Source organism: Enterococcus sp. AZ089 (assembly GCF_050547225.1).
GTDB classification, from domain to species: Bacteria; Bacillota; Bacilli; order Lactobacillales; family Enterococcaceae; genus Enterococcus_D; species Enterococcus_D entomosocium.
On record NZ_CP172954.1, the window covers coordinates 3,501,670 to 3,525,047 of the forward strand.

Annotated in this window: 17 protein-coding genes; 1 reads left to right on the plus strand and 16 read right to left on the minus strand. The window is 35.7% G+C overall.

The window, feature by feature from the left end; all coding sequences use genetic code 11:
- Positions 1 to 170 precede the first annotated feature (170 nt).
- The 8 genes from IGJ01_RS16320 to IGJ01_RS16355 form a co-directional block, all read right to left on the minus strand.
- Positions 171 to 869 carry a B3/B4 domain-containing protein gene (locus tag IGJ01_RS16320; protein WP_035006931.1) on the minus strand — a complete coding sequence of 233 codons (699 nt, stop codon included), beginning with the start codon at positions 867 to 869 and terminating at the stop codon, positions 171 to 173.
- A gap of 198 nt (positions 870 to 1,067) precedes the next feature.
- Positions 1,068 to 1,520, minus strand: a complete 453-nt coding sequence (locus IGJ01_RS16325) for a MarR family winged helix-turn-helix transcriptional regulator (RefSeq protein WP_008380304.1) — start codon at positions 1,518 to 1,520, stop codon at positions 1,068 to 1,070.
- A 730-nt stretch (positions 1,521 to 2,250) separates the two neighbouring features.
- A complete protein-coding gene (locus IGJ01_RS16330; RefSeq protein WP_008380306.1) occupies positions 2,251 to 4,506 on the minus strand; it encodes an ATP-binding cassette domain-containing protein in 2,256 nt (751 codons plus the stop codon).
- A complete protein-coding gene (locus tag IGJ01_RS16335) occupies positions 4,499 to 4,930 on the minus strand; it encodes a MarR family winged helix-turn-helix transcriptional regulator (RefSeq protein WP_008380308.1) in 432 nt (143 codons plus the stop codon). The genes IGJ01_RS16330 and IGJ01_RS16335 overlap by 8 nt, the downstream gene beginning before the upstream one ends.
- A 414-nt stretch (positions 4,931 to 5,344) precedes the next feature.
- Positions 5,345 to 6,532: an AI-2E family transporter gene (locus IGJ01_RS16340; protein WP_035006938.1), complete on the minus strand. Its 1,188-nt coding sequence runs from the start codon at positions 6,530 to 6,532 to the stop codon at positions 5,345 to 5,347.
- Between the two features lie 595 nt (positions 6,533 to 7,127).
- The gene (locus tag IGJ01_RS16345) at positions 7,128 to 9,401 is read right to left on the minus strand and encodes a MucBP domain-containing protein (protein ID WP_430601252.1); all 2,274 of its coding nucleotides are present in this window, start codon (positions 9,399 to 9,401) and stop codon (positions 7,128 to 7,130) included.
- Positions 9,402 to 9,635: 234 nt separating this feature from the next.
- Positions 9,636 to 9,800, minus strand: coding sequence for an N-acetylmuramoyl-L-alanine amidase (locus tag IGJ01_RS16350; protein ID WP_008381653.1), 165 nt, complete (start codon positions 9,798 to 9,800; stop codon positions 9,636 to 9,638).
- Between the two features lie 109 nt (positions 9,801 to 9,909).
- The gene (locus IGJ01_RS16355; protein ID WP_008381652.1) at positions 9,910 to 10,263 is read right to left on the minus strand and encodes a DUF7006 family protein; all 354 of its coding nucleotides are present in this window, start codon (positions 10,261 to 10,263) and stop codon (positions 9,910 to 9,912) included.
- Between the two features lie 761 nt (positions 10,264 to 11,024).
- On the opposite strand from IGJ01_RS16355, the gene IGJ01_RS16360 reads away from it, so the two are divergent.
- A complete protein-coding gene (locus IGJ01_RS16360) occupies positions 11,025 to 11,741 on the plus strand; it encodes a MerR family transcriptional regulator (protein ID WP_081487947.1) in 717 nt (238 codons plus the stop codon).
- Positions 11,742 to 12,034: 293 nt separating this feature from the next.
- Here IGJ01_RS16360 and IGJ01_RS16365 read toward each other — a convergent pair whose 3' ends face one another.
- From IGJ01_RS16365 to IGJ01_RS16400, 8 genes are all read right to left on the minus strand, one after another.
- Positions 12,035 to 12,328 (minus strand): LPXTG cell wall anchor domain-containing protein, encoded by a 294-nt coding sequence (locus IGJ01_RS16365; protein WP_008381647.1) that lies wholly within the window; start codon positions 12,326 to 12,328, stop codon positions 12,035 to 12,037.
- On the minus strand, positions 12,325 to 14,697 hold the full coding sequence (locus IGJ01_RS16370; protein ID WP_237714965.1) for a WxL domain-containing protein: 2,373 nt from the start codon (positions 14,695 to 14,697) through the stop codon (positions 12,325 to 12,327). The genes IGJ01_RS16365 and IGJ01_RS16370 overlap by 4 nt, the downstream gene beginning before the upstream one ends.
- A 52-nt stretch (positions 14,698 to 14,749) precedes the next feature.
- A complete protein-coding gene (locus tag IGJ01_RS16375) occupies positions 14,750 to 15,496 on the minus strand; it encodes a WxL domain-containing protein (protein ID WP_008381643.1) in 747 nt (248 codons plus the stop codon).
- Between the two features lie 137 nt (positions 15,497 to 15,633).
- Positions 15,634 to 16,662, minus strand: a complete 1,029-nt coding sequence (locus IGJ01_RS16380) for a DUF916 and DUF3324 domain-containing protein (protein WP_008381641.1) — start codon at positions 16,660 to 16,662, stop codon at positions 15,634 to 15,636.
- A 1,319-nt stretch (positions 16,663 to 17,981) separates the two neighbouring features.
- A complete protein-coding gene (locus IGJ01_RS16385; RefSeq protein ID WP_008381639.1) occupies positions 17,982 to 18,596 on the minus strand; it encodes a hypothetical protein in 615 nt (204 codons plus the stop codon).
- A 556-nt stretch (positions 18,597 to 19,152) separates the two neighbouring features.
- The gene (locus IGJ01_RS16390; protein ID WP_016612623.1) at positions 19,153 to 20,004 is read right to left on the minus strand and encodes a helix-turn-helix domain-containing protein; all 852 of its coding nucleotides are present in this window, start codon (positions 20,002 to 20,004) and stop codon (positions 19,153 to 19,155) included.
- A gap of 269 nt (positions 20,005 to 20,273) precedes the next feature.
- Positions 20,274 to 21,665 (minus strand): hypothetical protein, encoded by a 1,392-nt coding sequence (locus tag IGJ01_RS16395; RefSeq protein WP_430601253.1) that lies wholly within the window; start codon positions 21,663 to 21,665, stop codon positions 20,274 to 20,276.
- A gap of 728 nt (positions 21,666 to 22,393) precedes the next feature.
- Positions 22,394 to 22,696, minus strand: a complete 303-nt coding sequence (locus tag IGJ01_RS16400; RefSeq protein WP_430601254.1) for an ATP-binding cassette domain-containing protein — start codon at positions 22,694 to 22,696, stop codon at positions 22,394 to 22,396.
- Positions 22,697 to 23,378 lie beyond the last annotated feature (682 nt).

The following is a 23,378-nucleotide window of genomic DNA, read 5'->3' on the forward strand; positions in this document are numbered from 1 at the left end:
ATTCCGGCGAACAAATCTAATGTCATTATTTAAATTCCACCTAATTATTGCACATCCGAATATTTGGGTCAAGATTTTCACGATGACCGATCAATCAAAATGAGAGAATGGTATGCAAAATCGAGAAAAAGTACGTGTACATCCTTATCCTATAGACAAGAAGCTCGCCCTTACAAAATGATTTCAGGACTTTCTTTACTTAGCACATAATCATTACCTGCTACTTTAAAATACTCTTGAACCAACTGACTTAACTCTTTGATTGCTTCATTCGCCCGAGCCCGTTGCGTTTCATTGATCGATTCAATGAATAAAACAGCATTGGTGGTCTCTTCTGTTAGCATCGTACGTTGGGCTTCCCGCCAATTTAAGCATCGACAGATTGCACCTTTCTCATCATAGTAAATGACTTCCTTTTCCAAGGCTGGGGAATCAGTATCTGCACCTAAGGGAAAGAAAGATTCGCCACCTTTTGCAACGCCTAAATGAAGGTCGCCAACGATTGTATCGAGGTCTTCTCCGCCTAAAGGGACACCATATTTCAAGGAAATACTATTATAAATATCTACTAAAGGATTGATGGGAGAAAATTCTCTGTCTTGATTCACCCGTTTCAACAGTGCTTCGATGGAAGAGCGTACCCCTTTTTTCGTTTTAAATTGCTGAAAAGCACTTCGCCAATCTTGGATCACCTGGTTTTCACTGAAGGTGTCGGTCGTTAAGTAGCGCTTTGCTTGCTCTTTACTACTTTTTAGCAAGTTAGTAAAAAACGTCTCTTGTGAAACATCCGCAACATTGTTTATATTTTTTACAACAAGGCAGTTGATTTGGGCTTCTGGAAATAGCGCCCAAAATTCTTGATCGATCATTATTTTCTTCACTTTCTCTACACTCCTACTTAGTTTATTTGAACAAATTCATGTCCTTTATTTTTCAGGCTCTCTGTTTTTTCAGCAGCCAGCCGAGCTATATCCTTTTTAACAAAATATCAGCTACCTGTGCTTCCTACCCTAGGTAGCATGAATGTACATTCAATCAGATCCAATCTCCCCAGTTGCGTTATTCGTTCAATAGTCTCTTTTGATCCCATTCTTGACGTTGACCCAATCAACTTCTACCGAAGATTTTATTTTTGCCAGCATTTCCGCAAGATTTTTTCTTTCTAAAGCAGATAACTGTTGAATCGCTACTTTATTTGAATAGTTATTTTCTCTTATGATTAATTGAACCGCTTGTTTCCCTTTGGCGGTTGTGTATAAGTGTTTGATTTTTTTATTTTCTTTGTCTGACTCTTTTAGAATGAAGCCATTTTCCTCTAATTTTTTTACCGCCCTGGACAAAGTCGTGCGATCAACTTTGATCCGTTCGGCTAATCGTTCAGGAATAATTCCTTCATTTTCAAATATACGAACTAAGTAAATATATTGCCCTTTACTGAGTTGAACCTCTTTAAATTCAATATTAGCAATTGATTCCAACATTCTACTGATTGATCCTATCTCACGAAGGATATCCTCCACGAACTATCCCCTCCCTATCTAGCACTATAATAGCCCATTATTGTTGCATATGCAACAATAATGGGCTTGATTTACTTTTTTACTCACTCTTAGAAAATGGGTGTATTGCATAAGCTTGTCTCAAAAAAGTAGGAGAATACCGAGAAAAACTTCTCTGTACTCTCCTTTTACAAACATTCCAAGTGGAAATACTATCCAAATTTCTCCTAATTTCAAAACCAAATTCATGAAGATGATTGCTTAGTACAGTAGTGAATGAATCAACTTCGTTTTCATTTACTTTCCCCGAATCGTATAATTTCTTTCTTTTTGCTTGCTAAGTTTTTATTTAACCTTGTCTAACGCAGATTGATTGGTTACATCCAATTCGTTGTTTAAAATCACTAAAATTCACATTAGATTTACGACATAAGTTTATGACGCTCTCTCGAGCTTATTTCAATGAGAGTTTACCAACGTATCAAAAACTATTAAGTTTCTGACTCTTTCTAAGAATTGTCCTAATATTCATGAACCTAAATTTTAAATGAACAATGATTTATTTACGAGTTTATGAACACAAAAATACAGTGACACATATAAATTATTGTATCTAAAAAGAGTGTCCAGAAATTCGTCACTTTCTTAACACTCTTTGTCGAAAAATTAAGAAGATCAAAAGCTATTAAATTTCTTCCCCTCATATAGCTGTTAAAAAAATCATGAACTAAAATTCTTATAAACACCTTTTTTAATTGTTGTTTTTTGTATATCTTTTCAAATGTTTTGCTGTGTATGAATCTTCTAACGTTAATAAGTCTATTGGGTACCCTTGAAACAATACTTTACCTCCAAAGTTCCCCCCGCCAGGTCCCATTTCGATAAGCCATTGAGCCTGACTAATTATTTTGAGATTGTGCTCTAGAACAATCAATGTATTTCCTTTTTGCAAAAGTTTATTCAACAATAATAACAGCCTGTCAATATCCGCCTCATGAAGGCCGGTAGATGGTTCATCTAATATTAGACAGTTAGAAGTATTTTGAGCAATTATTTTTGCTATCTTTAAACGCTGAAGTTCTCCACCAGAAAATGTATCTAGCGACTGCCCCAACTTCATATACTCTAGATGAACATCCATGAGAATTTGCATCGTTCTGATCAATAAGCGATCATCAAACAAATCTACTGCTTTTCGAACTGATAATTGTAAAATATCGTAAATAGTGAAACCATGCCATAAAATAGATAAGGCTTCATCGTTATATCTTTTTCCTCGGCATTTCTCACAAACTTGCTCTGCATCCCCCATAAAAGCCAAATCCATTTTTATCACTCCTTTGCCTTTGCACAGAGGACATGCTCCTTTACCGTTATAGCTGAAAAGAGAGGCACTTTTACCAGAACATTGCGCGTAGATGCTCCGAATTTTATCAAAGACATTTAGATACGTGAGAACATTTGAGCGAATGTTGCCATTTATCTGACTCTGGTCTAATATACTTGCTTCAGGATATTTTTTTTTGAAAAGATAGCGAATGAGTGTGCTCTTCCCAGAACCAGCTACTCCGGTTACAACCGTTAATGCTTGTTTTGGCAACACCACAGAAGCGTTTACAACATTGTGCAAACTAACCTCATTTAATTCGTAATAGGAAGAAAATTGTTGTCTTTGTGTATTAACGTTCAACTGATCTGCCAACGCTCTTCCAGTGATGGTGTTCGACTTCAGTAGTTCATCATAGGTTCCTTCAAAGGTGATTTTTCCACCGCTATCCCCGGATCCTGGACCGATCTCAATGATATGGTCTGCAATTTGTATAATATCCGGATCATGGTCAACAAGAACAACAGTATTTCCTTTATCTTTTAACCCCCTAATTATCTTTGCTATTTTTTGAATATCTTCTGGATGGAGTCCAATACTAGGCTCATCAAAAATGTATAGAATATCACTAAGTGCACTGTTAAGATGTTTAACCATTTTTATTCTTTGAGATTCTCCACCAGATAATGTTGCTGTTGGACGGTTAAGAAACAAATAGCCTAAGCCAACCTCCTCCAAACTCTGTAGTTTCTTACTTAAATCTTTCAAAATCACCTGAACAGCAGAAGAATGAATCCCTTTAATAAATTTGCTTAGTTCAGGAATAGGCATCCTTACACAGTCTGCGATCGATTTTCCATTTATCTTTGCAGAGCGAACAAGTTTACTTACTCTAGTTCCTTGACAATTGGGACATTCTTTCACTTGCAGAATGTGATTTAATGGTGCACTATATTGCGTGCTCTCTTTTTCGATAAAATTTTTGGTAATTCTGGGAATGATCCCCTCATAACGTGCAGTTTTTGGCCAATTATTCGTAGGATTACTTGGAGTGCTACCGAGATCATTTAGTAAACGGTCCAATTCTTCTGCTAGGTAGTCTTTAATTTTTTTATTGTTATCGAAATTACCAGATTCTGTATACCTAGACAGGCGCCATCCTCCCGATTGAAAAGTAGGAAATTGAATAGCTCCCTCTGATAAAGATTTGTCAAAATCGATTAACTTATCGACATCAATCTCTTTGACCTCACCTAATCCCTTACAAACTTCACACATTCCCTTGGGATTATTAAACGAATAATTCATAGAATATCCAATAAAAGGGGTTGCAACCCTCGAGAATAGCAGCCTTAAACTTGAATATATATCTGTTACAGTTCCAACTGTGGAACGTGCATTTCCTCCTAGTTTCTTCTGATTAATCACAATAGATACTGGTAGATTTTCTATTTTATCAACGATCGGTTGAGAATAGTGAGGTAGTAGCTGTTGGATATAACTCGAATAGGTCTCGTTTAGTAATCGTTGGGATTCAGCTGCTAAGGTATCAAATACCAAAGAAGATTTTCCCGAGCCTGAAACACCTGTTACGACAGTTACTTGATACTTAGAAAATTTCAGAGAAAGATTTTTTAAATTGTTTGTTTTAGCTCCTTCGATAGAAATGAGATCATTCATCATACCTCAGCCTTTCCGTTTTAAGCGCTTCTAAATATTTCTTTGCTAGTTCAGCGAACTGCTCTTTTTCCTTCCGGTTAAAAACTGCATTTGCGATTTCAGATAAGTGTGTATGTCCATTATCAATAGTTGTTAATAAATGACTTCCCTCTTTTGTCAAAAAAGTGAGTAGTTCTCGACCATCTGTATCATTGGGTTTCTGTTGAATATAATTCATTAATTTTAGCTCTTTTAACGCCTTTGAAAGTTTTGTCCTACTAATTCCTAGCAAAACACTCATTTTTGACGGGCGCATCTCAATTTCAGAATTTAGAATATTTAAAATATCATATTGAAGCCAACTAATTGTTTTAGGATTTAGTCTGGTTCTTTCAGCCACCAATTCACATTGTAAGTTTACTAATACCTCTTCTAAATTATTCATTGAAAACTTCCCTTCAAATTGATTTCTATTTGGAAACTATATCATTTGGGAAATCAGATGTCAAATAGGTAGTCTATCCATCTGGCGCTTATCATTGTTGCGCGTTGATTCCTGCTTAGTCAAGCAGCCTCTTTCGTAGAAAAACGACAAGTTATTGGAATGGCTATAAAGGAGTCATGATCCAATGAATTTCTGACACTGGAAAACTTAATTATCGGAAATTCATCGGCCCAAACTAAAAATAGAGTACTCAGAAAATAGATATTTCCAAGCACTCTATGTATTAAAAATCTTTCTTTCACTATCAAAGCAAATGATTTAACTCAAACGATCAATTTGGATCGCACCTTTTATGACGATCAATTTGAGCAGGACATGCGTACTTGAATTCATTTGTTCAACAGGTTTCCCTCGTTAACCATGGCTGCTTTTCTTAGTGTATGATTCTAAACTAAATTCAGTTTCTTCATAGGGAACATCTTCCGCATGTATGCGATTGTATCGCTGCTTAAATTTTCGAAACCCAAACACCACTAACACTTTCACGATTGCATAAAGTGGTATACCGAAAATCAACCCAAACATGCCGAAAAGTTCACCCATTATCCATAGCACAAAAATAATTGTTACTGGATGGATCACCATATGTTTTCCCATGACCTGAGGTTCGATCAGCTCCCCATTTAATAATTGAACAACGATCCAGACAATGCACAACTGAATGAACATCGTAGGAGACGTCATGATTGCAATGATTGCACAAGGGAAAAAGGCTACAACCGGTCCGATATAAGGAACGATAGCTGTTGCGCCAACAAGAAATGCTAAGCTTCCAGAAAAAGGCATGTCGATAATTAAGAAGCCAATAAAAGTCAATGTTCCTATGATCACACAAACGACTAGTTGGCCCTTTAGATAGGCGCCCACCTGATTTTCCATCGTCCGAATGATTTCTTTGACTTCATGACGTAATCTAGGGGGGAAGATACCTAAAGAATACTCTACAAATTGACGGTCATTTTTCAATAAAAAGAACGTGATGATCGGCACTGTCAATAACAACAATAGGACATGGGTAATCGTTGAAAACACTTGTGAAGCACCGAAAATAATATTGCCCAGATATACGCCCACATTATTAGAAACTTGATTTATCCAATTCGCCAGAACCTCGAGTCCCTCATGATATGCTTGTTCATATCTAGTATTTTGTATAAAAGTTTCTATTACTCGTTCAGCTTCGATCAAATAATTTGGGAAGTTTTCGATCAATCGTTCAAATTGTTGGATAAGTAACGGCAGTGCGAGGGCAGTTGACAAGATGAAGGCAGCAGTAAGTGTGCATAATGTAATAATAATACTCAGTACTTTTGAAAGTCCTAGCCCTACCAAAAACTTTACAACTGGTTTAAGTACAAAATATAAAACGAGCGTCATAGTTAACGGAGGAAGAACCACCTGAAATACTTTAACTACTGGCTCAATCAAAAAGGTAAGATTTTTGAACAGCAATAGTGTTGCGCCCCCTATAAACAGGACCGCTAAGATGTATAAGAGTGTAGCCCCACCCAACATTTGTATCACTTTATGTTTCTTTTTCATTTCTTCTCCCCGTTCTTTCATTATCTAAATCAACCTTCTTTTCTTGTAAAGATTAGCTCACCCCAAATGGACCTTTTCATTTACTAATCTCCCGCACTTGAGGATTCGATGCGATTTGAAATGAAGACAACTTTTATTTAATAATCTTACCATAATTAGTCATAAAAATACCTCTAAGCTATATCTCTAGCCTAGAGGTGTTTTTCAGATTGATTAATGAGCTATCTTCTCTATATTATTTGACAAACTCCCTTTATTATTTTAGTATTTTCAGAACTTTTTATAATCATTCACAATAAATAAATTTTAATTATCAATGAAAAGTCAGCCTCCAAAAAAATTATACCGTTAGCTTAAATGAACATAATAAAAAGAGCCTAATCAAAAATGAAAAAACAGGTGAATCATTAATGAATCAAGAACTTTAAAGTTTGCAATTCCTTAAATGAATTATTCTTATATTTAGCGACTCCTATTTTATCTAGACATAGATTTCATTGTAGGTTTCTATACACAATATCGAATAGCATTATTAGAAATTTGATTCAAAAAGAGTGTCCAGAAACGATCATTTTCTGAACACTCTTTCTTCCTCTTATCGATTACTTCTTTTACGTTTTTTAATTGCTACAAATACGAGTGTGACTAACAAAGCTCCGACACTACTTAAAATCAGTTGTCCTTTAATCTGTTGTCCAGTTTTTGGTAAATGATTATTTGAATTACCATTGTTCTTAGGATTATGCGCTTTAGTGTTATATACGTACACGACTTCTTCAGCTGCGTCACTGAAAGTACCTGAAGCATTATCTGGGGTTTCTACTACATACCACCCTGGGATCTCTTTGGCTTCGCTTGTATATGGTAACCCTACTTTTCCGCTTAATACCGTTGGGTCTGCCAACTGATTCCCTTCGGAATCTTGATATTTCACTGTGACTGGTGCTGCATCGCTGCGTTCATATACGTACACCACTTCTTGCCCTGTATCACTGAAGGTGCCGGAAGCATTATCTGGGGTTTCTACTACATACCACCCTGGGATCTCTTTGGCTTCGCTTGTATATGGTAACCCTACTTTTCCGCTTAATACGGTTGGATCTGCCAACTGATTCCCTTCGGAATCTTGATATTTCACTGTGACTGGTGCTGCATCGCTGCGTTCGTACACGTACACCACTTCTTGCCCTGTATCACTGAAGGTGCCGGAAGCATTATCTGGGGTTTCTACTACATACCACCCTGGGATCTCTTTGGCTTCGCTTGTATATGGTAACCCTACTTTTCCGCTTAATACGGTTGGATCTGCCAACTGATTCCCTTCGGAATCTTGATATTTCACCGTGACTGGTGCTGCATCGCTGCGTTCATATACGTACACGACTTCTTGCGCTGTATCACTGAAGGTTCCCGTCGGATTACCTTGAACTTCTTTTATAGTATACCCGTCTATTTCTAACTTATACTCTGGCGTTGTTGCATCAAAAGATTCACCAATATTACCGCTAATTTTTTGAGAAGGCTTCAATTCATTCCCTTCAGTATCAATATAACTCACCGTAACATCTGCAGCGGCTTCTTGATGATTGATCGAAAATTGGTGCAAATAGGTTCCTGAAGAAATGGCGTAAAAACTATATCCATCTGGTTGAGCATAGGATCCGGCAGGATTATTCAGTCGTGCGTTATACTCCATTGTTTCGATACTTTCAAATTCACTTTGAGTAACCCCAGATACAGTAATCCCATCTTCTGTAATACTTAATCTTGAGGAGGGTACCTGTACACCATTCAAATCAAAGTACGTCTGACTAGTACTATTCGATTTTGTAAAAGGAGGCTGATATCCATCAAAATTTGTTAAACGATTAGGCATAATGGAAAATGGAACAAAAAATGATTGATTATCGGGATCGTAATTTAACTCTTTTGCAGATAATGAAGTAATCGCATCATTTCTTCCTGTGTTTTGGCCATAAGCAGCTAAGTTTGATAATTTGGGAAACTCATTTATCACAGTAAAATCTGTCACGCCACAGAACTGTATTCTTAATTCTGTTAGATTTGGTAATGCAACCAGAGGTGCAATTGTCGTAATATTCATATTGGACTCGAAACTTAGCGACTCTAGTCCTTTCATATGAACTATTTTTGAAAATACAGCATCGGTTACATTTGCGGAACTAAGATTTAATCTAGTTAAACTGGCACCAAAGTTTGGTACATTATCATCCGTTACATTAGCACCCATCAAATATACATAAACTAAGTTATTTAACGAAGTGAGAACGGAAAAGTCAGTAACCTGATTTTGGCCGCTCATATAAAATGATGATAGATTTGTTGCATATTCCAAGCCTGTCAAATCAGCAATAGCGGAATCTGCAGCGTAGATATAGAGAGTCTGAAGTTTGCTCATCTGTTCCTTCGTGATTTCGGACACATCTATACCTAAAGATTTAGCAACTACGGATTGTAGTGCTGGATCCGGAAGCCAAGCTGCAAAATCTTCTTGATCATTATTTACTGCGACCTCAGATGGATTTGCAGAACTTTGACTTGTCGTCTCATTTTCAACTTGGCTATTCCCCTGATCTTCGCCAGAATATTTTGCGTTGTTAGAAGAGCTTTGCGTTGTTGTTTCTTCCGTGGATTCATTATTATCTTCTGTCGAAGTATCAGAAGATTCACTTTGCGTTGTTGAAGAATCCAGCGTTGTAATCGAATTACTCATATTTTCAGATTCTTCATTAGTTGCTTGTGCTACACTTTCTTGTTGCTCATCTGATCGAACATTCACAATGGGAACAAAAAAAGAAGGTACTATTAAACTTGCCAAAGATATGTAGGAAAAGATTTTCTTTTTCATCTGCCAACTCCATCGTGGTATTTTTTTAACCACCTATTTTTATATCTCATCTATTGTAGTAATAATGTATTCTATAGTAAATACTTTTCAAGCAAGGACAGAGTTCCTTCAACCAAAAATAATCATTATTTTTATAAGATACTTGGTATTATGTAATAATAGTTCCTCTTTGTTTTTTAACAACCCCAGAACAAAATTTAAAGAATGAAAGTTTCTATCTTTGTTAAATGATAGTTAGTGAAAGTCTTCCCGATGTGGACCAAACGTCGAAGAGATGCCCAGATTCATGATAAGATAGATCATTTCTGCATTACCTTTGACCACTTCTGCTTTTCCCGTGTCATAGTTGGTAAGTGAATAGGATTCAATAAGCACGTTTAGCTTCTCGCAATTTTTCACGTCTGTCCTCTATCGTTCGGTTAGAAATTTTATTACGTCTTCATAGGATTCCATCCCTGACTTCAAAATATATTATAAAAGACTACTTTTCCTTGATTCTTTTTCCAGATCACTTTATTTTAAAAATTAGTGAATGGCTAGTTACATCATTCAATTTATATCCACATAATTCTTTATTGTAGTATGGATAATCTTGTTCTACTATTTTTAACACTTCTTCGTCTGAAAAATCAAAATCTTCAATAGTGATAATGAGTTCTCGTAATAATACTAACTTAGAATCTATTCCCATAATTATTGGAATATCAATCCAAAAATTCGCGGACGTTAATGCTTCTATCAATTCTTTTAATTTTTGAACTTGATTTTCAATATAATTTTTTATCAACGGATGTGCTTTTAACTGCTTTTCTTCAAATTGAAATTCTTTGATATATTCAGATAGATTACTGATTTCGATCATAATTTTCGTCCTTTCCAAAATGAAATCAATACTATAAGCCGGTTTCATTTATTGTTTTTCCCTAGATGAAAGCCTCTGAAAGAAGATGCTTCCTTTACAGGTGAACAATGACCTATTTGAAAATTAAAAGAAAAACGCAAGTTGTTTGTTGCGCTGAACTATACACATTAAAGTTGGTTTGAGGTCTAGTTTTTAAAAAGCAATCGTCCTCTTAATAAATAATTGATATTTCACTCGTTATCCAAATGCCAAGTACTATAAGATCTATAATCTAAGTGGATTGGAAGAACCTTTAAGTATTTGTAAATTTTTATTTATCCTTAGGCAAGAAAGCTCAATTCAATGACAATGCTTTTTTTATAGAAAATGAGTTTCTTTATTCATTTCCTACTACAGCTTATTAATTTCCCTTGAATCTATACCTCATTAATACTACCCTTCGCTTTATTTCAAAATACGAATTTGTTGATTTTTTAAACTTTCAAAATCAACAGTTGGTGATTTATACAAAATAGAAGAATTGCGTTTTTACTTTCACAATGTCCTGACTGATTAGTTGATAGAATTAAAATAATGCATTACTATTCTTTTAAATAGAGTTGAAGAATATGGTCTATTTGTTTATAGTATTTTAGAAAGTTAAGATTACTTTAATCGAATTTCAAAGTCGAAGATGATGTGTTCTACTACTTATATATCTCTATAAGTTACAAAAAAGAGGAGGAATAGTTATCTCAAATAAAAAAAGAACGATAACGGAAATTGCTAATCTATTCAATATTGAACCTTCAACTATCCGGTTTTGGGAAAAAAAACAACTAATTTCGTTGAGTAGAGACGAAGAGAATAACTACAGATATTTTGATGCTCATTCTATATTACAGTTAGTTGATATTACTTTTTTTAGAAACTTAGAAATTCCCATTACCGATCTAACCCTTCATTTAAATGGTGATTTGGATCAAAGAAACCAAATATTAAACAATACTCTTATTACCGTTGACAACTGGATCAAACAATTAAATGCTGTATCAAAAGTACTTAATACAAGAATAAAGGATATTGCTCATATCAATCATTGTTTAAACGGAGAGAAAAACCTAAATCTAGAGTTTCCTTTTTCGAAATTTGAACCTCTTGATCTTTACAAAAAAGAACACATTTCTTCTTTATTAAATAATCCAACAAATTTTTTATTATTATTTACTGGAGATCATTTTGATACCATAACAGAAGAAATTGGCATTATAGACATTCCCAATAACACTATTCCTAAAGATCACCTTGCGGAATCAAGTGAAATATACTTTGGTGGGGCGTTAACTGTTGATAGATACGACTATAGTGAAAATAACTTGAATCAGTTATTGGATGATATACAAGATTCTGCCGATTACTCCAGTGTAGTCGCACAGTACATCGTCGGAGGTTTAGAAAATAACCGGCCTATTGACTACTACTTTTTTTGGCTTCTGTAACTGATCATTATCTATGAAAACAATCAAAGCAGAGGGATTAAAATGAACATTTTCTAAGTAATCATTCCCAAAGTTTCATCATGTATGTAGTATTATTTATCGTAGGAATGATTTCCTAAACACTACACTTTTGCAATCTATTATTTCTCGATTATCAAGATATTCCTTTATAAAATGATGTTAAAACTACTACGTTACTTTAATTGCTTATTATTAAGATATTAAGGTACTATATGTTTCTATTATATTTTTTCATATTGTTAAACACAAAAACATATAGTACCGAAAAAAAATCAACTTGTCTTTTCTTTCTTTTTTATTAACCAAACTATTAAGATTACGCTGCCTCCCAAAAAGCTCATTGAAGAAATTACTCCTCCTGTTTGTGGCAGACTCTTCTGAATATCTATTTCTGATGGTTGACTATCTAATTCATTTTGTTCAGAACTTACTGTCTCTTCTCTCTGATAAAATTGTACCCCCGCTTGATTCTCATAAGTAGATGCTTCTACGCTTGGCAAAGAATTTGAATAATTCATATAAAGAGAAATTATACTGAAAAAGAGTGCGATTAGTATTTTCTTCATTCGCTTCCTCCTAACGTAGGATCACCCACTAGTTCCCAAGTGATCACTGAGCGATACGTCCCATCATCCACTGGCGTATTCGCCGGCAATCTCAATTGAACGCCTGTCAAAGATCCATTCATTACTTCCCCAATTTGAATCTCTGTTGTACCATGTTCTCCTTCATATAATTCATTGGGATTGCTCATTGCCCCAACTAACTTCGGAGTGTGGCTCAATACAATGTCTTTTGACGGAACCGTGAACCCCGTATGGACCGTTTCTTGGACACTTAAATCTTTGAGTATCATCGTTGCCCCAGTCAACACTTGCTTTTCTGAATTCACAAATGGACTAGCAGAAACAAAAATGGACCATTGCGTAGTATTGCTGTAATCATCAATCGTAATGGTTGGTGCGTGTTCACCCTTGGCCGCTACCTCTTGATGGCGGCTTGATTGCTCAATGATTCCAAAATTAAAATTTCCATTCGTTACATTAGCCAGCTCCAACCGACCTGGTTCAACCGTAAAAGGCACTTCATAATCACGTAGAATAAATTTCCCAGTACTCAAACGTTCTTCAACACGAATAATTCCGACTACTTGTCCGATTTTGGATGTATCGGGATATTCTTGAAAACCGCTAATCGAGACATGACTGGTGTCAGAAAGATCTAAATATTTTGATATGTTTGCCTCCAATTCTTTTTCAGACATTCCTAACTGAATAGTGGTAGGATTTGGGTGTGCTCGATCAAATGTCAATAGGCTGTATCCATTACTTGTCAATTCAAAATATGCACGATTATTCAAGCTATTTACTCTTTCAGATTCAGAATGGGGGGCGTCATATTTTCTGAGTCGTGTAGGTTCACGATGATAGACTTCGACAATATCGCCAACTTTAGCATTTGTCTCCCCAAAACCGTTCCCAAAGTCAGAAACAGCTGAAGCAATCGTTTGAGTTCCTCTTACATCATACGAATAGGTCAACGTATCAGTGCCTATGACACGCCGCGTGTTATCACCTAAATCATGTATGCTAAAGTTATAATAAATACCAGAAAAATTGTTGTGTACATTTCCTGTCGTGCTTGTCGTTCCTCTTCGAGCAGTGATAATTCCAATGTCGGAATGCCAAGTGTAGATCCCAGCACTATAGTCATTAAACCCACTGAATCTTATTGCGTTTCCGAAAGTAACTGTAATTGGTATCTCGAGTATTAATTGTTGACTAGTTCTGTTGTGGTTTAATACTACAGAAGCACTGGTTGTTGTTCCGACAATACTCGTATCTGGAGATTTATTTATATTAAGGGTATACTCATCACTCGATAACAAGCCTCCATTAAGCGAAACATTGGTTATGGCCTGGGTAAGCTGACTTTCCGTCAATCGACCACCTAAATCAATTGTTTGAGGCACAACTTCTGCTGTCAATGCACTCTTCGCATAAACATAGGTCACTTCGATGACTCTTCCTAAAATATAGTTTCCAGAAGCTTCACCTCTGATTTCTAGAAGATAAAATTCGTCCAAATTTAAAGCCTCTGTTGTATATTCCGCCCCTGGCATCCCAAGATTTGACTCAGCATCACCTATCTCCTTTCCAGACTCATCAATATGAGTTACATTGAGTATTCCCCCCAAGGCCATTAAACGTGTACTGGATGTCACATCCGGTTCTCTTCTAACCGTATCGCCACGCATATTTACGACAAATATTCCGAAAGTAAGTTCCCCAAAATCGAAATATCCTCCTAAACCGTCAAAGATAATATTTACAGGCGCATGTTTATTAACAAAACCAAAAATTTCAAGAGTAATCCAACCATTTCCTGGAGAACTATCTGCTCTCGTTCGAAAATCTACATAATCAGACCTAATGTCCGTAAAAAAGGCAGCACTGATATCATTTCCATGCGCATCAACCGCTCGAACACTAAATCTTGAAAACTGATTACTGATTCCATAAACACGTGCCACATTGTACGCTCCGGGATTCACTCCGTTAAACGCAGTCGTAAGTTCCATATTAATAGTAGCGATTAGAATTGGTTCATCTATGTGCCAATCACTTATTGTGCTAGTGACAATGCTAGTTAATCTTTGATTTCTTTGCAATTGATCTTCAATAACTCCCTCGACAGTATCTTCAATTGATGACTCTTCCAGATTTTTTGCACTTGTTTGATCAGAGGATCCATCTGATTCTGTCTCCGATTCTTCTCCCTGCTGCTCCTGATTATTACTAGTTTCTTGGATCTCTTCTTCGTAATCAGATTCACTCGTAGACTCTTCGATCACAGTGGCCACAACGATCGCGGGAAATAAAAAATGAGTTGATAGAACTAGGCTCAACACAAAAACAAGTAAGACTTTTTTCATTGGACTATCCCTTTCTCTTTGGTTTCTGTACTGGAGAATAGGGGACATCCCCTTATTCTCCAGATGCGTTTGTTGGATCCGCGACCAACTCCCAAACTAGTGCAGTTGAGTAAGCCGTATCATTTTTTGTGGTATTGGCTGGAATACGTAAGACAACGCCATCAGTCTGTCCTTCTGCATTCGCATTCCCCAGAGCTAGTGTCCATGCACCGGCACCCTGTGAAGCATTGGCGGTTGCCAAAGTTTGTGCGGCTTCTCCTAATACAATCTCGTTTTGATTCGCAATGGGCGTAGCTGATGTGGGATTCACATAACGCAGACCACTCAAGGTGATCGTTGCTCCTTGCAGCTCATGTCCGCTTGCATCACTCAATTGTTTAGGCTGTGAAACTTGCAGCTCCCAGCCTAATCGATCACTCCCACGACGATCTTCTGTTGCGACAAATGGTACCCGTCCTTCTTCTGATGTACCAGAAAATACATGGTCCAATCGTGCCTCTTGAACGATTTCACTTGAAATATTCGGAATCTTACCAAAATCAAAGTTTGAAACATAATTGATTCTTAGTCGGCCTGGGTGGGGGTTAACTGGTACTTCAGGATCTACTTCTTCTCCTGGATTTTCTGGATCTGGAATCACCGGATTAGATGAATCATTTTCTAAAATAATCACCGTTCCCTCTGTCCTTGCGTTCGTCGCATCCTCATACTCTACTTCTGCTGCCTGACTAATTAATGTACCTAGTCCCATACTTCCCGCTAAAAGTGCTGCTGCTATTGTGATTGTTGTTTTCTTCATTGTTCATCCTCCAATTTTTTTGTTTTTTCTTTGTTTTGTTCGTACGTGTTGCTTTCTTATTCTCCTTTATTCTCAATTGATTTAGTATTTTTCCCCTTCCGGTTTCAGCTGGATGAACACTATAAACCAGCATTTTTTTAGAGCGATTCAGCCTTCTTTCTCCCATTAATTCTAATCCATCTGCCAATAATCAGGAGAATAAGAAGTCCAATTCCCCCTAAAATCAGATAAGATAGATAAGGCGTCCTCTCATCAATATTCACTGCACTTTGGTTTAACTGGCGGGCTTCTGACGCGGCAATCGTGAAATTTTCTTCAAAATGATACTCCTTCCCATCTGCTTTTACCCTCATTTTAAGAACATAGTCCCCAGCCTTTATGGGTCGTTCCCCCGTTGGTATACCAAAATTAAAATTAGAATTGGGCGCCATGCGAAGATCGTAGACATCGTACGTATAAATCGCTGCTTTCCCCCCTTTTTCAGTCACAGTAGATTCAACACTCATATTGCGAACAATCGATGCTGCACTATTTTGAATGTTAGCTTCAATAAAGTTTCGATAATTTCTTTGTCCTGTTGTAATGTCTTGTAAATGCAAGTCATTTTCAACTGTTTCCCCGTCTTTATTGTTTAACAAAATACCAACGGTGTACGCAACTTCATGAACTACTGTTTGTTCGCTTATATTTTTAACTTCTTCCGTAAACCGAATCCCTCCGAGAATGTCTCCCGCCCAGTCTTCTTCTGGGAATAAAACTACTACTTTCATGGTGACAAAACCTAACGCTGGAATCGTACGTTTTGCTTCGTCAATCTTGACCAATTGATCCATTCGATGCGTTAATGAATCATCGTACGTGTCTTCTGCCAAATAACCAGGGATACCATTTTCATTGGTGGAAGCGGGATTCACCGCAGCTTTTACCGTAATTGCTACATCAGACGCATTATAAATCCTAATAGAAACTTCACGTTTTTCTCCCGGCAGACCGTCGAAATGGTAATAGCCTTGCGCATTTACATTTCCATCCTCATCTAACGTTTGAATCGAAAAATTATTCACCTCATCTGCATAGCCTGTTTGATAAAAAAAACCAAGACTTAGGATTACCGTAAATAGAATCCATCGGATTGCGTGTTTCTTTCGTTCTTTCTTTGTTTTCAATATAATTTCCTCATTTCATAAAAGTGAGATAGTTCATTATTAAATATTTAATTCACAAATTAATATACGGGTTAAACCAGGTTTAAGGTCAATGCCTTTTTTTCAAAAAAAAACTACAAAATAAAAAAAATTCAAAAACAGACTTGTAAATGCTGATTTATTAGGCGTTTTCAGGAAAATAAATTAAAATGATTTTTCTTAATTTTTATAAATCAGCATTTATAATAATCAACAGTCTTATTATTTCCTTTCCCACTTGAAATATATTGAACAATTGATTTAATAAACTCAGCTCTATAGAATCCTTCTCTCTTAACACGTACAATGTACTTTCTGATTGCTTTCAATATCAACTTCTAGCAATCCGTCAAAAATAATCCGAGCGCTCGCCACTTTTTTCTAGAGGAGCTTTTTGATTTACCGATAGGTTGAATGATAATCCCATCTTTCATTACGTTTGTTGAATTTTGTTCAAAAAACAATACAAAATACGCAACGGTAGTTACGTATTGTTACATATGTTCTTTCCGCAACAATTAAAGTGTCTCTATTTCTATAAACTTTCTTTTTAAATGAACAATATTTTGTATATCAATAGACACAAAACGAAAGCTACGTGCTTCAATTGTCATAAAAAAAGAGGGTCCAGAAACTAGTCATTTTCTGAACACTCTTTTAATAGTTACATAATGCACATTCCATTATCCGAAATTTATTTTTGCGCAACATATTTAGCTGCCAATAATGATTTGTATATTTCATTCGGCAAAAAATCCATGGAGTATACTCTACTGTTCTCTGAAATAATACCTTTTTGATCTAGTTATTGAATTACTTAAGGAGTTATGAAATAAGTAACTAAAAAGGATCAAAACCTTTTAAGTTTCTGTTCACTTTTGATGAGCTGTTCTAATACTCACAAATCTGATTTTTAAGTGAACAATGAGTTGTATCCGATTCTATAGATACAAAAATAAGCTACTCGTTCAGAAAATAAACGAGTAGCCTTGAACTGCCAAAATCTCTAAGGTGTAAATTCTTTAATTTTGTAAAAAATGATTATTGATACAAGAGAATTTCCTTAACAATTTTGATTGAATCTACCATAAAAAACGATCTTCCTACTTAAGTACATAAAAAAGGTATCTAGAGAGGATTCATTTTCTAGATACCTTTCTTTATAAATAGTCCCAGCGAAAGGAAACATTGCTCCTAAAATATAAGCGTATGTTCACTCGTTTTTCTATTATACACTCAAAAAATTATTCAAGCAGCACGACTATTGCAGGGAAAACCGAATCTATCTTAGAGATTCTATGCTATTTTGCTTTGTTTGCTTCATCGACAGCTTGTTGCGCTTTTTCCTTACTTCCATTGCTGTCATTAGCTTTACTAATTGCGGCTTGCAGTTCACTGTCCACTTGACTCAACGCATCATTGGTATTATCGACGTCTATGGAGCTATCGCTTAAACCGGCGTCCGCAGCAACTGCGTTCGCATAATCCTTTAGCTTCGTATTTGCAGATTCTAAATCTTTTGCATATTGCGCTACCTTATTAACATTGGCGTTCGCACCACTTACAGCAGCAGAAGCTTCACTATTTTGGGCTTGCACGTTTTCGATTGTTTCATTGGCCGCTTGTAAATCACTTTCCGCTTTTGCTTTTGCTGCTTCAGCTTCCGCTTTTTCTTGGACTAGTTGTGCTATTTGGGCTTTTTGACCTTTAATCTCTATCCCCAAAGCGCTTAAAACTTGTGCAATTCTTATGGAATCGTCTTTTGTCCCCAAAAAATGAAACGTCGTTGCAATCGCTGCATAGGCGCCCACACTAAATGAAAAGATCATTCCCAGTGCAGCAAGAGCTAGGACACACCCTTTCTTATGCTCTTCAATATACCTTCCGATCCTTGTTTGTTTCCTTCTTTCTCTCATACACTTCTTCCCTCTCTCATTTTAATTATTTATACTTCTATCTTTCGATAGTTTTTTTATATTGTTTGCTAACTTAGACGATGATAGTCGCTACTCACTCTCTCATTACCCTTTGTTGAAAAGCAACGAAAATAAACTCAGTTACAAATCGACTCCATCCTATCCATAATTGAAAAATGGCCAATGTCAATGTCCTAGATTTGATTAAAAAGTAAATCATCAGAAAACCAGTTCTGCCGGAGCACTATTGTGACATTAAGCACAATGTATAGTTTATCAAACCTCGTTTGTTCGAAACATTTTGGTCTGGTATTTCAGACTTTCCAGATTTGCTGAATTCCACTTTCCTTTTATAAACCTATGAAAATAAGCAATAAAAAAAAGAGTTCAAAAACGTTTTAGTTTTTTGAACCTTTGCTTCTGAGATTCCCTATACTTTTTGAACTATATCTTCACAAAGCGCCTATCTATGAGTCACCTTGCATGGCGCTGTCTTAAACATTATATTTAGTAGCTTCTAACTTCAACATAGATTTAATACACTGGAATCAGCATGTTACTCCAACAATAACGAGAACATTTTTGATAAAGGTGCTTGATCAAGTTCAACCATGATGTCTAGCATTCTTGTTGCCATTGTTCTTCCCTGCTCCTCATTGACTGTCCTCATAATCAGTAATCCTTCAAAAAATTTGTACAGCGTTCTCGAAAAAAAGTCTTGGAAACTGGTGGATAACAACCCCAATTGGGTAAGTAAAACTTCTGCAAACTCATACTGATTTTTTACAAATGTATATTCAATAATATTAATCAGGAGACCACAATATACTTCTCTGCCTTTCTCAAATTGAATATAATACTCCAGCAGTTTAGAAACTCTTTTAAAAAAGATAAATATAAATTCGTGATCTAAAAAATCTAGTGTATTGGCAAATAAATGTATTTCTTGAAGCGTCCAGCTTTCAATCCCCATTAAATAGGACAAAATCAGTTGCTTATCTTCTTCTAAAACGACAGCGGTATTGTATACTCCATAAACTTCTAAATGCTGTAAAATTCTTATTCTCGAGCGTACCTCAGCCACTCTGATCGCATTTATTTGTCCTGATTTTCTTTCTAGTTCTTTTAAAAGTAACGCTAATCCTTTTATGTCTTGCTTATTAGATAGGTTGGCGTAATGATAAGTGTAATGATTTTGTTCATTTAATTTATAGCCATTGGCAATAAACAAGAACTCGCTAATATCCATAGACAAGTTTTCTAATATCTTAATAAGGACATCAGAAGATATATTATGTTTCCCTTTCTCAAATTCAATCGCATATGATTTTGAGATAATATTTCTATAGACTTCTTTTTGACTAAATCCTTTTTTTAGCCGTATTTCTCTAATCGTTTCTCCAAACATGCATTATCCCTCTCTAAAAACGTGATACATTTCTAAATAAAACTGAGTAATACTAAAGTGCATATCATAAAAAACCATTTCATAAATTATTCTCCTTTTCTATTTTTGATGTTCTATGGCACCTAAAGATTATGCTTTCACTGAGAATCTAGGCAAAGACTGATCACAATAGCTTCAGTCTTTGCCTATTTTGATTTCTATACAGTTTCTGCGTACCCGGCAGATGACGTTTGGAGAAAATTATTATCCAAATCAATTAATTAAATTGATTAGTTCTTTGTTTTCTTCACTCTTATGCTAACTACACCTAGGACACTTATAACTAAAAAACCTACAGCTTGTAAAATATTGGAAAATAGCGTACTTTCACCAGTCTTTGGGAAAGTATGACCGTTGTTTTTAGATAAAATATTAGAGAAAGCAGTGTCTTTTTTGATAGCTCTCATGGGAACGCTTTTTTTAGCTGAACTTAAAAACCTAACAGGTTTCGCTACAACATCCGTTTTTGTCTTTTCTTTTGATGTTGAGCCATTTGTTCGGTTCGATCCTTTTCCACTAGTTTCGGCTATCCTTGTATCTTCTTCGGACTTTGTTGCTTCTGTTTTGCTTGATACAGCTTCTTTTGTGATCGTTGTCGTTCCTAATGTCGGATCTTTTGTTGTTGGTTGTTCTACAGTTGCTTCAACGGTCATTCCCGTTTGACTTTCTATTGTTGATTCATTTGTTTGGTTTGATCTTGTCTTTGTGGTACCAGCCATTCTTGTATCTTCTTCGAGCTGTGTTGCTTCTGTTTTGGTTGGTACAGCTTCTTTTGTGATTGTTGTCGTTCCTAATGTCGGATCTGTTGTTGTTGGTTGTTCTACAGTTGCTTCAACGGTCATTCCCGTTTGACTTTCTATTGTTGATTCATTTGTTTGGTTTGATCTTGTCTTTGTGGTACCAGCCATTCTTGTATCTTCTTCGGGCTGTGTTGCTTCTGTTGTGGTTGGTACGGCTCCTTTTTTAATCGTTGTCGTTCCTAATGTCGGATCTGTTGTTGTTGGTTGTTCTACAGTTGCTTCAACGGTCATTCCCGTTTGACTTTCTATTGTTGATTCATTTGTTTGGTTTGATCTTGTCTTTGTGGTACCAGCCATTCTTGTATCTTCTTCGAGCTGTGTTGCTTCTGTTTTGGTTGGTACAGCTTCTTTTGTGATCGTTGTCGTTCCTAAGGTCGGATCTGTTGTTGTTGGTTGTTCTACAGTTGCTCCAACAGTCATTCCCGTTTGACTTTCTATTGTTGATTCATTTGTTTGGTTTGATTTAGATTCTGTGGTACCTGCTGTTGTTAACATTTGTTGGTGTACCGATGTTCCTTCATCTTGCACTTGTATTTGAACTAATTCGTTCGGTTTGTCTGAGTCAGGTTCCTTTAGTTCAGGGTAATATGATGAGCCTTGTATTGATTCTAATGAATCGGAGACGATCTTGCCGTATTCTCTTGTTTCATCATTGAACCAGACATTGCCGTCCTTAGACCATCTATCTCCCTTATCATCAACTGCTCGGCTTTCACTTAAACGTGTAACATGATGACCATTGATTGTATCCGCATGAGCTTCCGCTGCAAACACTAGAATAAATCCCGCAGCTAAAGTAGTAGTTATAACTCTCTTTTTCATTATTTACTCTCCTATAAATTTCTAAATAAATGTTTCAGCTGAGCATCATTGTGATAAAAAACACAACCGAAAACATTTTTAAATTCATTCCTAATTTTCTGAAATTATTGTTGCGGTTTTCATTATAGTCTCCTTTAAATAAAAATTGCATTAGGTCTTATATTTGAGACCATCTTATTGGCCATGTTTAAAATATCTTAAATATAGCACTTTTATAAATAATTCTGTTTATAAGTTAATCTTAAAAAGGGTCATAAACTATTAAGTTTCTGACCCCTTCCAAGATTTATCCTAATACTCATAAATCTAAATTTTCATTGAACAATGATTTAGTTACGAGTTTATGAACACAAAAATAGAGTGATACATATAAATTATAGTATTAAAAAAGAGTGTCCAGAAATTAGTCATTTTCTGAACACTCTTCTTAGCAGTTCAATAATGAATATTCTATCTATTCAAAGACTAATTTTGCTCAACATATCCGACCATCCAGAATGATTTATACATCACCTAAAAGAAAGGTCAACAATGTATACTCTGATGTCCTTTAAATGGAGATACTTTCTGACCTAATTAATTGAGCTGCTGAAAGAGCTATGAAATGAGGAATCAAAAAAGGATCAAAAACTTAAAAGTTTCTGACCCCTTCCATTATGAATTAAATCAATTTCAAAATTCGCTGGTAATATCTCTTGCTACGGCTGATAGTAGAATTCAAAATTATTTTAGATATTTCTAAAGTCTTGAAAATTCTCTAGTTTTCTATCTTTTAACATGTATAGCTCATCGCAAATATTTGCTACGGAAGCATCATGTATCACCATTACAAAGCTCGTATTATTCCATTCAATTCTTTGAAAAATATCTAATACCATTAATTCTGTCTCTGAGTCTAGTGAACCAGTTGGTTCATCTGCCAAAATAAGTTTTGGATCAGTAATCAGTGCTCGAGCAATTCCTACTCTTTGTTTTTCACCGCCAGATAAATAGCTAGGGTTCTCAGATAGTAATTGTGAAATATCTAACAAGTAGGATTATACATTGTGTTCGACAAAACAGGCACGCAATTATCATGTTACATCCCTGAAAACATGCTATTCTACCGTATTCGCCTTTCTATTTGTTGCCCCTCATCTTTTCATGGGAGGGACCCACTCTTCTAAAGATTCGACTTTTCCACCAGCCTCTTCGATCTATCTTTTTTGCTTTTGCACGATAAGGTTAACTATTTTAGTAATCCCTTGAAAATAAAAGGTCAGTATTCTGGTAATCTTCTTGATTTATAGGCTGATCGATTTCATCGTAAATTTTACCATAACTTAATACCGACTGAATAACTGAACTTAGATTTTGTTACGTATTTCTGAACACAAAAAAATGTACGAAATTTTTTTACATTTTCCTTGCAATTACTCTTCTAAAAATAGCCGCCACTGTCCAATGATTGCGTACATCCATATTTCTTTGATAGAAAACAACTTCTTTCTCGTTAAATCCAATCACTATCTTTTTCATCGATTATACTAAGCATCTTAAACACTTAAGGTTTCTTGATAAGTATTCTGATTAAATATTCTGTTGAACATTCCCTTTCATTAATTTCTAACATCTGAAACTTTTTGTCCACGTATTGATCAGATCATTAAATCTGTTTTCAGCACTCACCAATTTTTTTATTCGAGTATTTCAAGCGGATATTTTTGGTACTCT

What these genes read in the sequence shown, in the direction of transcription:
- IGJ01_RS16320 (WP_035006931.1), bottom strand. Translation starts at nt 869, where the DNA reads ATGATCGATCAAGAATTTTGGGCGCTATTTCCAGAAGCCCAAATCAAC.
- IGJ01_RS16330 (WP_008380306.1), bottom strand. Translation starts at nt 4,506, where the DNA reads ATGAATGATCTCATTTCTATCGAAGGAGCTAAAACAAACAATTTAAAA.
- IGJ01_RS16335 (WP_008380308.1), bottom strand. Translation starts at nt 4,930, where the DNA reads ATGAATAATTTAGAAGAGGTATTAGTAAACTTACAATGTGAATTGGTG.
- IGJ01_RS16340 (WP_035006938.1), bottom strand. Translation starts at nt 6,532, where the DNA reads ATGAAAAAGAAACATAAAGTGATACAAATGTTGGGTGGGGCTACACTC.
- IGJ01_RS16345 (WP_430601252.1), bottom strand. Translation starts at nt 9,401, where the DNA reads ATGAAAAAGAAAATCTTTTCCTACATATCTTTGGCAAGTTTAATAGTA.
- IGJ01_RS16355 (WP_008381652.1), bottom strand. Translation starts at nt 10,263, where the DNA reads ATGATCGAAATCAGTAATCTATCTGAATATATCAAAGAATTTCAATTT.
- IGJ01_RS16365 (WP_008381647.1), bottom strand. Translation starts at nt 12,328, where the DNA reads ATGAAGAAAATACTAATCGCACTCTTTTTCAGTATAATTTCTCTTTAT.
- IGJ01_RS16370 (WP_237714965.1), bottom strand. Translation starts at nt 14,697, where the DNA reads ATGAAAAAAGTCTTACTTGTTTTTGTGTTGAGCCTAGTTCTATCAACT.
- IGJ01_RS16375 (WP_008381643.1), bottom strand. Translation starts at nt 15,496, where the DNA reads ATGAAGAAAACAACAATCACAATAGCAGCAGCACTTTTAGCGGGAAGT.
- IGJ01_RS16385 (WP_008381639.1), bottom strand. Translation starts at nt 18,596, where the DNA reads ATGAGAGAAAGAAGGAAACAAACAAGGATCGGAAGGTATATTGAAGAG.
- IGJ01_RS16390 (WP_016612623.1), bottom strand. Translation starts at nt 20,004, where the DNA reads ATGTTTGGAGAAACGATTAGAGAAATACGGCTAAAAAAAGGATTTAGT.
- IGJ01_RS16395 (WP_430601253.1), bottom strand. Translation starts at nt 21,665, where the DNA reads ATGAAAAAGAGAGTTATAACTACTACTTTAGCTGCGGGATTTATTCTA.